This window comes from Nocardioides limicola, from assembly GCF_016827675.1.
In the GTDB taxonomy this organism is placed as follows: Bacteria; Actinomycetota; Actinomycetes; order Propionibacteriales; family Nocardioidaceae; genus Nocardioides; species Nocardioides limicola.
Window position 1 is genome coordinate 58,452 of the sequence record NZ_JAERJA010000002.1, and the last position, 12,560, is coordinate 71,011.

The window sequence follows — 12,560 nt, forward strand, 5'->3', positions numbered from 1 at the left end:
GGTGCCGCTCCCGGTGGAGCCGCCTCGTCCCCAAGGGTGCCGAGAGTCTGCGCGCTGGGTCAGGGGTGATTCACGGCCTGTGGAGAACCCACCGTCGCCGTGCCCCTGTGCAGCCGAACCGGCCCGTGACTCAGGAGGTCGCCCGCTCAATGCCGGCGCGCACCCGCCCGTACGCCGCCAGCTCCGCGTTGATCGGCACCACCACGAGCTCATTGGCGACGTCGGCCACCGCGTGATGCAGCCGACGCTCGGCGGTCCGTGCCCGCGATCTCGCCGTCGCCGACACCAGGAAGCGACAGATCCCCGCCAAGAGGATCCCCGCCGCCAGACCGCCGAGCAGCATCAACGTCGGCACCGCCACCCCCGAGACCTGCGGGGCGGCAGGCATCGTGAACTGCAGGAAGCCCGACAGAGCGGTGGCACCGAGCCACCCGGCCCCGGTCACCGCAGTGAGGACCAGCAGCCACTGCACCACCCGCACCGTCGACGCCCACCACGGGAGCCGGCGAACCCCCAGGTCGGTGCCGGCCAGCGCCGTGTCCAACGCGTCGGTGAGATCGTCGATGCGCGACAGCGACGCTTCGCGGAGCGCGGTCGCCCACGACGGACGCAGGCCCACCGAGGCGGCGTCGGCCAACTCCCGGACCGCGGCATCCACCCGGGCACGCTGCACCGGCGTCGGCTCGGGGACCGATGTCCGCGGCATCGCAGTCAACTCCCGGCCGGCAGCGCCGAGGTCGAGATGCAGGCGCTTCAGCGGATCCGGCTTGAACCGGGAGACCCAGGCGATCCCCGGCCACCCGGTGGCCCGGCCCGCCCGCACCCTGGTGGAGGCGCGCACCGCCTCGATCACGGTCGGTACGCCGGCAGCCTCGGCCAGCGCCTCGGTGAGATCCTCGACCCGCTCGCTGGACAGGGACGTCGGCCGGGCCGAACCCGACACCGTGGAGAGCGCCTCGGCCGCCTGCAGAACGTCGGCCGAGAGCCTGGTCTTGGTGGCCTTCTTCCGGGCCACCCGCTTGGCGATCTCGGCGCGGATCTCGTCCATCCCCCAGCCCTGGCGGGCGCTGGCACCGATCACCGGCGTGTCGACCAGGCCGTCGGCGTCGAGCAGTCGGCGTACGTCGTCGAGCATCGCCTGCCGTCGTGCCTCGGGGACGCTGTCGATGTGGTTGAGGACCACCAGGGTCACGTCGGCATGGCCGGCCATCGGCTTGAGGTACCGGTCGTGCACCGCGGCGTCGGCGTACTTCTGCGGGTCCAGGACCCAGATGAGCATGTCGGCGTGGGTGACCAGCCGGTCCACCTCGAGGTGGTGGGAGACCTCGGTGGAGTCGTGGTCGGGCAGATCCAGCAGCACCACGCCCTGCAGCGCGTTGTCCTCGCGGGCGGTGTCGAGCATCGAGTCCCGGGTCACCTGGTGCCGGGGGGCGATCCCGAGCCACTCCAGCAGCTCCTCGGCACCCTCACGCCCCCACACGCAGGCGGTCGCCCAGGAGGTGGTGGGCCGCCGCACCCCGACCGCGGAGAGTTCCAGGCCGGTGAGGTTGTTGAAGGTCGACGACTTGCCCGACCCGGTGGCGCCGGCGATCGCGACCACCGTGTGCTCCGCGGAGAGCTTGAGCCTGCTGCTGACCCGGTCGAGCACCACCTGGACGTTGTCCAGGACCGTGTCGTCCACCCGGCCACGCGCCTCGTCGACCGCAGTCTGCAGTCCGGCGACACGCTCGCCGAGGTCGGAACCGCGGGTCACCAGTCGCCTGGCACCCTCCAGCAAGGACGTCATGTGCTCCCTCAAGTTCGGATGGTCTGGATGAGAACTCTAGTGGCGGTCAGAAGGACGAGCCGTGCTCCCCCACCCGATGCTGAGCGGCGTACCTGAGGTCGTCGATCTTGCGGACGCACTCGCGGAGCCGCTCCACCACCGTGGTGTCGGTCGGGGCGGCTGCGAGCAGGGCGTGGAACCGGGCACGTTCGCCCTGCATCAGCTCCGCGACCCGTCGATCCAGGTCGTCGCGGGCGGTGGCGATGAGACGGCGTACCGCCTGATCCCCGAAGACCGCCTCGAGCAGCTTCTGACCCAGCACCGCACTGCCCCCCGCGATCCCGACCTCGGCGCCGGTGAGGCCGCCGGTGGAGGCGAACACCACCACCATCAGGGACACGCCGAGCCCGTTCACGCCGTAGGCCATGAACCGGGCGGTGCCGCGCTTGTCAGCCCCTTCGGTCCGGACCAGGTCGAGCACCCCGTGCTGCCAGTCCCGGACCAGCCGCTCCGCGCGCCGCCGGAAGTCCCGGGACGCCCGCGAGACATCGTCGTCGCCAGCAGCCAGCAGCGCAGCGCCGGCCCCGTGACTGCGCCACGCCTTGGCGGCGCGTTCGGCGGCCCCTTCAGCGTGCTCCAGCAGCAGCGTCTCCAGCCCCGACTCGACCGCAGCAGTCACCCGCTCGGCCTGCTGGGGCTTGCCTCGTACGGCGTTCACCAGCCGGTCGCGGACCGCGCCGACCTTGGTCTCCAGGGACTTGAGCAGCTCCCCGGTGCCCACGAACTCCTGCCAGCGGGCCAGCACTTCGCCGCGCAACAGGGTGCCGTCCGCGGAGGCCTCGTGGATGGCCGCCAGCGCTTCGTCGTAGGCCCGGTCGACGTCCGCCCGGAGTCCGCTGGCCGCCTCCACCTGCGCGGCGACTGCCTCGGAGACCGCGAACGAACGCCGCGACAGGTTCCGCACGGCACCGTCCAAGGTCTGTTGCACCACCACGGTGCGGGCGTCGGCGTCCTTGGCGAGGCTGGCCAGCCAGGTCGTCACCTCCGACACCAGCGTGGCCGGCAGCACCCCGTCCGCATCCGGCACGCCCTCACGGACGGTGAACATCGGTGAGTCCTTGAGCCCACGGCTGGCCAGCATCCTGGCCAGGTGCGCCTCCACTGTGTCGACCGCGTCGTCGGGCGTCCGGTCCAGCACGATCGCGACGGCGGTCGACCGTTCGGCCGCCTGCTTCAGGAAGTCCCACGGCACCTGGTCGGCGTAGCGGGCCGCGGACGTGACGAAGAGCCACATGTCGGCGGCGGCCAGCAGCTGTGCGGCCAGGGTGCGGTTCTGCTCCTCGACCGAGTCGATGTCGGGGGCGTCGAGGATCGCCAGGCCGGGCGGGATCGAATCGACCGCCACCAGCTGCAGCGCCTTGGGGTCATGCGTCTGCCGATCGGTGCGCTGCAGTTCCGGCAGCAGTCGGTCCTGACCGAACCATGCCGCGTCGTCGGGGTGGTGCACCAGCACCGGGGAGCGGGTGGTCGGGCGCAGCACGCCCGACTCGGTGACCTTGCGGCCCACGATCGAGTTCACCAAGGTGGACTTGCCGGCACCGGTGGAGCCGCCGACCACGGCCAGCAGCGGCGCCTCCACGCTCATCGAGCGCGGGATCGCGTAGTCCTCCAACTGGTCGATCAGCTCGGCGAGCAGGTCACGCTGCTGGGGGGTCTCGGGCAGTTCCAGGGGCAGCCGGACCTCCTGCAGCGCGCCGTGCAGCATCACCAGCGCGGTCAGCATCGGGGAGTCGTTCATGGCACCACCTGGAAGGGGAAGGAGATGTGAGGCCGGGCGGCCTGCATCTGAGCAACGTGCGCACGCCCACGGGAGGCGAAGTCGTGTGGCGCCGTCCCCCGCAAGTAGCGATGGTGCAGGAATCCGAGCTCGATCGCAGCCTGTTGGTAGTCCTGCATCGCCTGCCGGGCGCCAGCTCCACCGTACTGGTTGGCGTGTCGCCGGCTGGCACGGCGGTGCCGGAGGTCCACCAGGTGCGGGATCTCCTCGGCCGGCAGCAGCCCGCGGGCCGCGGCGTCGTGCAGGGAGTCGTGCAGCAGTCGCTTCTCCGAGCTGCGCAGCCAGATCGCGAAGCCGGTCAGGACCACGAAGCCGGGCACCATCACCAGGAAGTAGGTGAGGATGAAGCCGACTCCCTCGGCCACGAAGGTGGAGCCGTTCCACAGGGCGTGCCCGAGGACGGCGAAGAAGTAGCCGATCACCGGCGCGGTCCACCGCACCAGCGGCGAGCGGGTGGTGACCGCCAATCCGACGCCGATGCCGATGGCCGCGGTGAAGAAGGGGTGCGCGAACGGGCTGAACAGGCAGCGGATCACGAAGACCGTGGTGACTCCCTCGACCCCGCCCGGACCGAGACCGTCGGTGCCGTCGTACGCCGCGGCGAGGTAGAGGATGTTCTCGGTGAAGGCGAACCCGATGCCCACCATGCCCGCATAGACGATGCCGTCCAGGATGCCGTCGAGTTCGTGGCGACGCCACCACAACAGCATCAGCAGGAAGAAGCCCTTGGTGGCCTCCTCCGCGAACGGGGCCACCACCGCAACGGTGATCGGGCTGTCGAACCCCACGAAGAAGCCGCCGATGCCGTTGATCACCAGCGCTGCCCCGGTGGCCACCAGGGCCCCCCACAGCAGGCCGGCGACGAGCAGACTCCGAGGTTCGGGCTCGTAGCGGTCGAGCCACATGAAAGCAGCCAGCACCGGACCGACCGGCAATGCGGCCAGGATCACCGCCAGCACCATCGTCGTCGGCGCACCCGAGAGCAGGATCACCAGCAGCAGCGGGATCGAACACAGCACCACCGCCACCGCAACGATGACGGTGAAGGCAACGCTGTTGCGGTGAGTGACGGGCATGGTGGCAAAGCCTAACCGAGTCCGCGGTGCCCTCCGGCGTACAGTGAAGGGCGTGAACGAGAAGGAGTTGGAGCTGCACACCGAGTCCCACGATCCGGCGGTGCCGGAGGCGTACGCCGCGTTCATGCGCACGGGTTGGGGAGGTCGGGACCTCGAGTTGCCGCCACACCCGGTCGCTGCCTGGGCGGCGGCGCGTCGGGACCGGCTGGCGCAGGTCTTCCCCGGGGAGCGCCTGGTGGTGCCGGCGGGGAGGTTCAAGGTCCGCGCCAACGACACCGACTATCGGTTCCGCTGTGAGACTGCGCACACCTGGCTGTGCGGCAACCAGACCTCGGACGCGGTGCTGGTGATCACCAGCGGGAGTGACGGTGCCGCGGAGGCGGTGCTCTACGCCCGACCGAGCTCGGGTCGCGACACCGACGAGTTCTTCCGGGACCGGCAGTACGGCGAACTCTGGGTGGGTCGTCGTCCCTCGCTGCGGGAGATCTCCTCCTCCCTGGGCCTGCCGGTCCGACACCTGGCCGACCTCCCGGAGGCGCTCTCCGGCGACACCAAGACCCGGGTGCTGCGCGGCGTCGACTCCCGTGTCGACGCCGAGATCGAGCCCGACGCGGAGCGGGACGCGGAGCTGGTCCGCGTGCTCGGCGAGCTGCGGCTGGTCAAGGACGCCTGGGAGATCAGCGAGCTGCGGACCGCCTGCGACGCGACGGTGCTCGGCTTCTGCGACTCGGTGGCCGAGTGGGACCGGGTGCTCGAGCACGGCGAGCGTTGGATCGAGGGCACCTTCTTCCGCCGGGCCAGGGCGATGGGCAACGATCTGGGCTACGACTCGATCGTCGGTGGCGGTGCGCACGCCACCACGCTGCACTGGATCGAGAACTCCGGCGCGATCGTGCCCGGCGAGTTGGTCCTGCTCGACATGGGGGTGGAGGGACACAACCTCTACACCGCCGACGTGACCCGGACGCTGCCCGTCTCGGGCAGCTACTCGCCATTGCAGCGGGAGCTGTACGACGTGGTGTACGCCGCTCAGCAGGCGGGCATCGACGCGGTGCGGCCGGGAGCGCCGTTCCTGGCCGCTCACCAGGCGGCGATGTCGGTGTTGGCGCATGCGCTGGACGATCTGGGTCTGCTGCCGGTCTCCGCCGAGGAGGCGTTGGATCCGGACAACCGGACCTACGCACGCTGGACGCTGCACGGCACCAGCCACATGCTGGGCATGGATGTGCACGACTGCGCCGGATCCGCGCCCGAGGTGTACCCGAAGGGCGACCTGGCCGAGGGCATGGTGTTGACCGTGGAGCCCGGCTTGTACTTCCAGGCTGACGACCTGCTGGTGCCCGAGGAACTGCGGGGCATCGGAATCAGGATCGAGGACGACATCCTGGTCACCGCCGACGGGGCGGAGAACCTCTCGGTGGCGTTGCCCCGGACCTCCGACGGCGTGGAGGAGTGGATGGCGCTGCACCGCGAGGGTCGCGCCTAGTGCTTGGGAACCCCTAGTGGACTGTGCCCACCACGCGGCCGGCCGCTGCCGGTCGTGCACGCTGCTGACGGTGCCCTACCGCGACCAGGTGCTGGCCAAGGACGAGGCCTGCCGGGCCCTGGTCGGCAGCCAGTCGGTGTGGCTGCCGCCGGTGACCGGCCCGGAGTCAGGCTTCCGGAACAAGGCGAAGATGGTCGTCGGCGGCAGCACAGAGCAGCCGACGCTGGGCATCCTCGACCCCACCGGGGGCGGGGTCGACCTGCGCGACTGCGGGCTGCACTCCCCCGGCCTGGTGGCCGCCCTTCCGGCGCTGGCGGAGTTCATCAGCACGGCCGGGCTGGTGCCCTACGACGTGCCGTCGCGCCGCGGCGAGCTCAAGCACCTGCTCGTCACCGAGTCTCCCGACGCCGAACTGATGGTCCGGTTCGTGATGCGGTCCACCGAGGCGTTGGCACGGATCCGCAAGCACCTGCCCTCGCTGCTGACCCGGCTGCCGGTGCGGGTGGCGTCGGTGAACGTGCAGCCCGAGCACAAGGCGGTGCTGGAGGGCGCCCGGGAGATCCTGCTCACCGACCAGGAGGCGTTGCCGATGCGCCTGGGCGTGGTCGATGAGCTGACCCTGTGGCTGCGGCCGGCGAGCTTCTTCCAGACCAACACCGAGGTGGCCGCCCGGTTGTATGCGACGGCCCGGAACTGGGTCGACGAGGAGCTGGGCGAGCGGCCGGCGGAGCTGTGGGACCTCTACTGCGGCGTCGGTGGTTTCGGGCTGCATTGTGCGTCCGGCACCCGTCGACTGGTCGGGGTGGAGGCCAGCGTGGAGGCGGTCCGCAGCGCCGAGGCCAGCCGTGACCAGGCGGGTTTGGGTGGCGAGTTCGTGGCCGGTGACGCGGTGGCCTTCGCCCGCGCCCGCACGGCCGCCCCCGATCTGGTGATCGTCAATCCCCCGCGCCGCGGGATCGGTCCGGAGCTGGCCGGCTGGCTGGAGTCCTCCGGCGTGCCTCGGGTGCTCTACTCCAGCTGTCACGCCGAGACGCTGGCCGCCGACCTGGCCTCGATGCCGTCGTTGCGGCCGATGCGGGCGCAGCTGATGGACATGTTCCCGCAGACCCGGCACTACGAGGTGCTGGTGCTGCTTTCGCGCGTCTGACCCGCGGGGGCACGGACCACCTCGCCCCACAGCTCCCGGGTCTGCACCACCCAGAAGGCCGCGAACAGGGCGATCAGCGCCGCCTCGACCCAGAGCACCGCATGGTCGGACCGGGTGAACCACCACCCCAGCCCGATCAGCGCCGGCAGCACCAGCATCAGCACCGCGACGTGGCTGTACGGGTTGCGTGCCGGGCGGCAGTGGGTACGCCGACGATAGGCCAGCGCGTTGAGCCACACCACGGCGACGATGCAGCCGAACATGCCCACCGCGGCCGCATAGTGGGCCACGTCGAGGAACCAGTCGCGGTGCCAGCACCACGCCGCGGCAGCGACGGCGTACACGCCGATGGCGACCAGCCAGCCGCGCCGCTGGGCCGGGGCCCAGCGACTCCGCCCGGTCATCCCGAGCCAGCCGGTCACCACCAGCCCGAGGGCACCGACGACCAGCAGCACGGTGACGTTGTTGGCCACCGCCGCGCTCTGGTTGTCAGCGTGCACCGGGGCGGAGAAGCACCGGTCGCGGAAGGGCGTCGGGACGAAGGCGACGACCGGAGCCAGCATCCCGGCCAGGTTCAACAGGGTGTCCTCGGCGTCGGTGTTGCCCTTGATGATGATCAGCCCGGCGCCGATGGCGACCAGTGATCCGACGAGGACCGCCTGGGCGGGGGTGTAGAAGTAGGCGCTGATCGACGGCTGCAGACAGCTGGCGCCGGTGCCCAGCCACTCCACCACCAGCGAGGTGGCCAGGGCCAGGACCAACACCACCATCCCGATCCTCAGGTAGCGGTAGCTGGCCAGGGCGTGATCGTGCTCGAGCCGGTCGAGGGTCGAGTTGTCACCCATGCGTCACTGCCTACCACAGCCATACGTCACAATGGGGGCGCCTTGCCTCCGTAGCTCAGCTGGATAGAGCAGCGGCCTTCTAATCCGCGGGTCACAGGTTCGAATCCTGTCGGGGGCACTCGACCGCCGACCATCGCCGCACCCGTCAGGCCAGGTAGTGCAGCCAGACACCGACCGCGGCCGGCAGGAGTCCCAGTAGCAGCCACGGGGTCAGGATGCGGAGCTGGTTGATGATCCGGACGCCGACCACGGCGCCTACCCCGACGATCGTGGCCAACACCAGCAGACCCGGCTTGGCGCCGGCGACCTCACTGCTGTCGGCGAGCAGCACCAAGCCGCCGGCGAAGATCAACAGCGTGGTCAGCAGCAGCGCCGACATCACCCACTTCTGCACCCGTTCGACCTTCATGGGCTCACTCTAGGAGTCGTCGACGGCGCTCCGCCCGCCGACCCGTGCCCGGACGGACTTGCCGGTAACCCTCGATCGGGTCGAAGGTGTGGGGGTGACCCGAACCGCCACCACCTCGTCCTACTCGATCACCATGCGGCTCTACACCGCCCCCGACCACGGCGTGGTGGGGCATGTGGCCACCGCCATCTCGGCAGCCGGCGGCATCGTCACCGCCATCGACGTGGCCGAGTCCAGCCACGAGCGTCTGGTCGTCGACGTGAGTTGCTCGGCAGCCGATGCCGACCATGCCGTAGAACTGCAGGACTCCGTCCGGGGCGTCGACGGGGTGGAGATCCACAAGGTCAGCGACCGGACCTTCCTGCTGCACCTGGGCGGCAAGATCGAGGTCACCTCGAAGGTTCCGCTGAAGACCCGCGACGACCTGTCACTGGCCTACACCCCTGGGGTGGGTCGAGTCAGCCGGGCGCTGGCGGAGAACCCCGAGGACGTGCGTCGGTTGACCATCAAGGGCAACAGCGTGGCCGTGGTCACCGACGGGTCCGCGGTGCTGGGGTTGGGCAACATCGGCCCCGGTGCGGCACTGCCGGTGATGGAGGGCAAGTGCGCCCTCTTCAAGCGGTTCGCCGACATCGATGCGTGGCCGATCTGCCTGGACAGTCAGGACACCGACGAGATCGTCCGGGCGGTGCAGTTGATCGCGCCCGGATTCGGCGGGATCAACCTCGAGGACATCGCGGCACCGCGATGCTTCGAGATCGAGCGACGTCTGCGCGAGACCCTCGACATCCCGGTCTTCCACGACGACCAGCACGGGACGGCGATCGTGGTGCTGGCCGCGCTCACCAACGCCCTGAGGGTGGTCGGCAAGGAGCTCGAGCAGGTCCGGGTGGTGGTGGCCGGGGCGGGCGCTGCCGGCAGCGCGATCGTGTCACTGCTGCTCGCCGCCGGGGTCCCCGACGTCGTGGTCTGGGATCGGGAAGGCTGCCTGGCCGCGGGCGATGACCTGTCACCGGCGAAGGCGGAGCTGGCCGGCCGCACCAACCCGCGCAACGTCCGCGGCGACCTGCGGGCCGGACTCGCCGGCGCCGACGTCTTCATCGGGGTCAGCGGCCCCGGCGTACTGAAGCCCGAATGGATCGCCGAGATGGCGGCCGAGCCGGTCGTCTTCGCCCTGGCCAACCCCGACCCCGAGGTCGACCCGGCATCGGCGGACCGGTACGCCGCGGTGGTGGCCAGTGGACGGTCCGACTACCCCAACCAGATCAACAACGTGCTCGCCTTCCCGGGGGTGTTCCGCGGCCTGCTGGACGCCCGCGCCCACGAGGTGACCACCGAGATGATGCTGCGGGCTGCCGACGCGATCGCGCATGTGGTCCGCGACGAGGAGCTCAATCCGAACTTCATCATCCCGTCGGTGTTCCACCCCGGAGTGTCCGAAGCGGTGGCGTCGGCGATCCGCGGCTGAGGATCCGGCTCAGTTCAGCTGCAGCGAGTCCAGGAAGCGCTTCACGACCTCGGCGTTGTCGCCGGTGTCGATCGCCATGATCTGCACCACCGTCCGGCCGCGGACGAAGACGATCGAGGTCAGTTCGGCGACCCGGTCACCGGCGCGCAGCTCGGCCGAGTAGCGGCGGGTCTCGGAGCCCTCGAACTCCTCGGTGACCCGTGAGGTCTCGGTGGCGGTGACCTGGTCCGAGGAGACGCCTGCCTCCTCGGCCAGACTGTCGCCGGCTGAGGCGATGGCCCCCTCGACGGCGCCGTCGAGGTCGAACGCCGTGTCCTCGTCCAGGTCCAGTTCGACGATGCCGTAGGCATCCTCGCCGATCTCGACCATCAGCAGGTGCGCGATCAGGTCGGTGCCCGGGATCTCCTCGCTGCTGGGCACCGGCTCACCGGGGAACTCGACCGAGAACGTGCCCGACGGTGTCGCCTGCCGCTGCCACTCGAGCGTCGTACCCGAACCGCACGCCGTCAGCACCAGACCGAGGCCGAGCAGGGCCGCGCACCCGCGAAGAACCACGAACCAGATGTGCCGCATCGCTGCTCCTTGTCGATCGGGCGCGGAGGTGGTCCCCGCCGTGTCGGCGAGGCTAACAGGGTGACTGGGTAGTGTGACTCCCCGTGAACGACCGACTGGTGTGGATCGACTGCGAGATGACCGGCCTCGACGCGACGAAGGATGCGTTGATCGAGGTGGCGGCGCTGGTCACCGACTTCGACCTGAATGTCCTCGGCGACGGGGTCGACGTGGTGATCAAGCCGCCGGCCGAGGCGGTGGAGCAGATGGGCGACTACGTCCGCGAGATGCACAAGGCCTCGGGCCTGCTCTTCGAACTCGAGTACGGCGTCTCCCTGGCCGAGGCCGAGGAGCAGGTGATGCGGTACGTGCAGGATCAGTGCCCGCGGAACGCCCGGCCACCGCTGGCCGGCAACACGGTCGCCACCGACCGGATCTTCCTGGCCCGGGACATGCCCGAGATCGACGCCTTCCTGCACTACCGGATCGTCGATGTCTCCTCGATCAAGGAGTTGTCGCGGCGCTGGTACCCGAAGGCGTACCACCAGTCCCCGCCGAAGGTGGGCAACCACCGTGCCCTGGCTGATATCCAGGAGAGCATCGAGGAGTTGCGCTACTACCGGGAGGCGGTCTTCGTGCCCCCGCCCGGTCCGGACTCCGACGCGGCCAGGTTGATCGCCGAGCGGCACGGCGGCTCGCTCACCGGCGAACGCTGAGACCCCGATTCGGCTGATGCTGGCCGAGGCCACTACACTTCATGCTCGGCTCGTCGGCGCACCTGCGGACGGGTCATGGTGGGTATAGCTCAGCTGGTAGAGCGCCGCGTTGTGGTCGCGGATGTCGCGGGTTCAAGTCCCGTTACTCACCCCGAAGCAGAAGGTCCCCGGCGACTCGCCGGGGACCTTCTGCGTTGCCGGCTCAGCTCCGCCTACCCGCCCATTCCCGTGCACTGCGCACCTTCCGCGGGCCATTCTTGGTGTCGAACGCACGGGAATCGGAGGAGTCAGCCGGCCGGGATGTGTCCGAAGCGTCCCTTCTGGAAGTCCTCGTAGGCGGTCCGCACCTCGTCACGGGAGTTCATCACGAACGGGCCCGCCCAGGCGATCGGCTCCCGGATGGGGCGACCACCGACCACGATCACGTCCAGCGCCGGGGTGCGGCTCTGCTGAGCCTGGTCCGCGGTCAGGGTGAGGTAGTCGCCTGGGCCGGTCACCGCGGTCTGACCCGGCCTGATCGGGCGACCCTCGATGCCGACGGTGCCGTTGCCGGACAGCACGTAGACCAGCGCGTTGAAGTCCGGCGCCCACGGCAGGTCCAACCTGGCCCCGGGAGCGATGGTGGCGTGCACCATCGCCATCGGGGTGTGGGTGGCGCCGGGGCCGGCGTTCCCGGCGACGTCGCCGGCGATCACCCGGACCAGCGCACCGGCGTCCGCGGAGGTGGCCAGCGCCACCTCGCCCGAGCGCAGATCCTGGTAGCGGGGCTGGGTCAGCTTGTCGCTCCTCGGCAGGTTCACCCACAGTTGGATGCCGTGGAAGAGGCCACCCTGGGTGACCATCCACTCCGGCGGCGCCTCGATGTGCAGCAGCCCACTGCCGGCGGTCATCCACTGCGTGTCGCCGTTGGTGATGGTGCCGCCGCCGCCGTGGCTGTCGGCGTGGTCGAAGACCCCGTCGATGATGTAGGTGACGGTCTCGAAGCCACGGTGCGGGTGCCACGGGGTGCCCTTCGGCTCGCCCGGTGCGTACTCGACCTCACCCATCTGGTCCATCATGATGAACGGGTCGAGGTCGCGCAGGTCCACTCCCGCGAAGGCCCGGCGGACCGGGAACCCCTCGCCTTCGTAGCCCGACGGCGCGGTGGTCACCTGCTTCACGCCGCGGGGCTGGTCACCCAGTCCGGGCGCGGGCAGTCGGGTCAGCACGGTCAGGTCGTCAACGGTGACGGCGGGCATGATCTCCACCTTCCTCTCAGG

11 protein-coding genes and 2 tRNA genes are annotated in these 12,560 nt (G+C 70.3%); 6 read left to right on the top strand and 7 right to left on the bottom strand.

What is annotated here, in order from left to right:
• Positions 1-130 precede the first annotated feature (130 nt).
• From JKG67_RS04070 to JKG67_RS04080, 3 genes are read right to left on the bottom strand one after another with little or no spacing between them, the layout of a single operon-like run.
• Complete coding sequence (locus JKG67_RS04070; protein WP_203336009.1) at positions 131-1,786, bottom strand: GTPase; 1,656 nt, start codon at positions 1,784-1,786, stop codon at positions 131-133.
• Positions 1,787-1,832: 46 nt separating this feature from the next.
• Positions 1,833-3,563, bottom strand: a complete 1,731-nt coding sequence (locus JKG67_RS04075; RefSeq protein ID WP_238997964.1) for a P-loop NTPase family protein — start codon at positions 3,561-3,563, stop codon at positions 1,833-1,835.
• Positions 3,560-4,678, bottom strand: a complete 1,119-nt coding sequence (locus tag JKG67_RS04080) for a PrsW family intramembrane metalloprotease (protein WP_203336010.1) — start codon at positions 4,676-4,678, stop codon at positions 3,560-3,562. The genes JKG67_RS04075 and JKG67_RS04080 overlap by 4 nt, the downstream gene beginning before the upstream one ends.
• Positions 4,679-4,730: 52 nt before the next feature.
• On the opposite strand from JKG67_RS04080, the gene JKG67_RS04085 reads away from it, so the two are divergent.
• Both JKG67_RS04085 and JKG67_RS04090 read left to right on the top strand, forming a co-directional pair.
• Positions 4,731-6,164, top strand: a complete 1,434-nt coding sequence (locus JKG67_RS04085) for an aminopeptidase P family protein (protein WP_307816424.1) — start codon at positions 4,731-4,733, stop codon at positions 6,162-6,164.
• 70 nt (positions 6,165-6,234) lie between these two features.
• Positions 6,235-7,311: a methyltransferase domain-containing protein gene (locus JKG67_RS04090; RefSeq protein ID WP_307816425.1), complete on the top strand. Its 1,077-nt coding sequence runs from the start codon at positions 6,235-6,237 to the stop codon at positions 7,309-7,311.
• Here JKG67_RS04090 and JKG67_RS04095 read toward each other — a convergent pair.
• Positions 7,278-8,156, bottom strand: a complete 879-nt coding sequence (locus tag JKG67_RS04095; protein ID WP_203336013.1) for a hypothetical protein — start codon at positions 8,154-8,156, stop codon at positions 7,278-7,280. The genes JKG67_RS04090 and JKG67_RS04095 overlap by 34 nt on opposite strands.
• A gap of 44 nt (positions 8,157-8,200) precedes the next feature.
• On the opposite strand from JKG67_RS04095, the gene JKG67_RS04100 reads away from it, so the two are divergent.
• Positions 8,201-8,274: transfer RNA gene (locus tag JKG67_RS04100), tRNA-Arg, on the top strand.
• A 27-nt stretch (positions 8,275-8,301) separates the two neighbouring features.
• Here the strand turns inward: JKG67_RS04100 and JKG67_RS04105 are convergent.
• On the bottom strand, positions 8,302-8,565 hold the full coding sequence (locus tag JKG67_RS04105; RefSeq protein WP_203336014.1) for a hypothetical protein: 264 nt from the start codon (positions 8,563-8,565) through the stop codon (positions 8,302-8,304).
• A 133-nt stretch (positions 8,566-8,698) separates the two neighbouring features.
• Here JKG67_RS04105 and JKG67_RS04110 point away from each other — a divergent pair, with 133 nt between their 5' ends.
• Complete coding sequence (locus JKG67_RS04110; protein WP_203336583.1) at positions 8,699-10,033, top strand: NAD-dependent malic enzyme; 1,335 nt, start codon at positions 8,699-8,701, stop codon at positions 10,031-10,033.
• Positions 10,034-10,042: 9 nt separating this feature from the next.
• Here the strand turns inward: JKG67_RS04110 and JKG67_RS04115 are convergent, their stop codons facing one another.
• On the bottom strand, positions 10,043-10,606 hold the full coding sequence (locus tag JKG67_RS04115; protein WP_203336015.1) for a hypothetical protein: 564 nt from the start codon (positions 10,604-10,606) through the stop codon (positions 10,043-10,045).
• A gap of 83 nt (positions 10,607-10,689) precedes the next feature.
• Here JKG67_RS04115 and orn point away from each other — a divergent pair, with 83 nt between their 5' ends.
• Entirely contained in the window at positions 10,690-11,301 is a 612-nt protein-coding gene (gene orn / locus JKG67_RS04120) for an oligoribonuclease (protein ID WP_203336016.1), read from the top strand.
• A gap of 78 nt (positions 11,302-11,379) precedes the next feature.
• Positions 11,380-11,452 (top strand) — tRNA-His (locus JKG67_RS04125).
• Positions 11,453-11,588: 136 nt separating this feature from the next.
• Here JKG67_RS04125 and JKG67_RS04130 read toward each other — a convergent pair.
• Complete coding sequence (locus tag JKG67_RS04130) at positions 11,589-12,539, bottom strand: pirin family protein (RefSeq protein WP_203336017.1); 951 nt, start codon at positions 12,537-12,539, stop codon at positions 11,589-11,591.
• Positions 12,540-12,560: the final 21 nt, after the last annotated feature.

Excerpts from the sequence above, each read along its gene's own strand:
- JKG67_RS04070 (WP_203336009.1), bottom strand. The coding sequence starts at position 1,786 with ATGACGTCCTTGCTGGAGGGTGCCAGGCGACTGGTGACCCGCGGTTCC.
- JKG67_RS04075 (WP_238997964.1), bottom strand. The coding sequence starts at position 3,563 with ATGAACGACTCCCCGATGCTGACCGCGCTGGTGATGCTGCACGGCGCG.
- JKG67_RS04080 (WP_203336010.1), bottom strand. The coding sequence starts at position 4,678 with ATGCCCGTCACTCACCGCAACAGCGTTGCCTTCACCGTCATCGTTGCG.
- JKG67_RS04095 (WP_203336013.1), bottom strand. The coding sequence starts at position 8,156 with ATGGGTGACAACTCGACCCTCGACCGGCTCGAGCACGATCACGCCCTG.
- JKG67_RS04105 (WP_203336014.1), bottom strand. The coding sequence starts at position 8,565 with ATGAAGGTCGAACGGGTGCAGAAGTGGGTGATGTCGGCGCTGCTGCTG.
- JKG67_RS04110 (WP_203336583.1), top strand. The coding sequence starts at position 8,699 with ATGCGGCTCTACACCGCCCCCGACCACGGCGTGGTGGGGCATGTGGCC.
- JKG67_RS04115 (WP_203336015.1), bottom strand. The coding sequence starts at position 10,606 with ATGCGGCACATCTGGTTCGTGGTTCTTCGCGGGTGCGCGGCCCTGCTC.
- JKG67_RS04130 (WP_203336017.1), bottom strand. The coding sequence starts at position 12,539 with ATGCCCGCCGTCACCGTTGACGACCTGACCGTGCTGACCCGACTGCCC.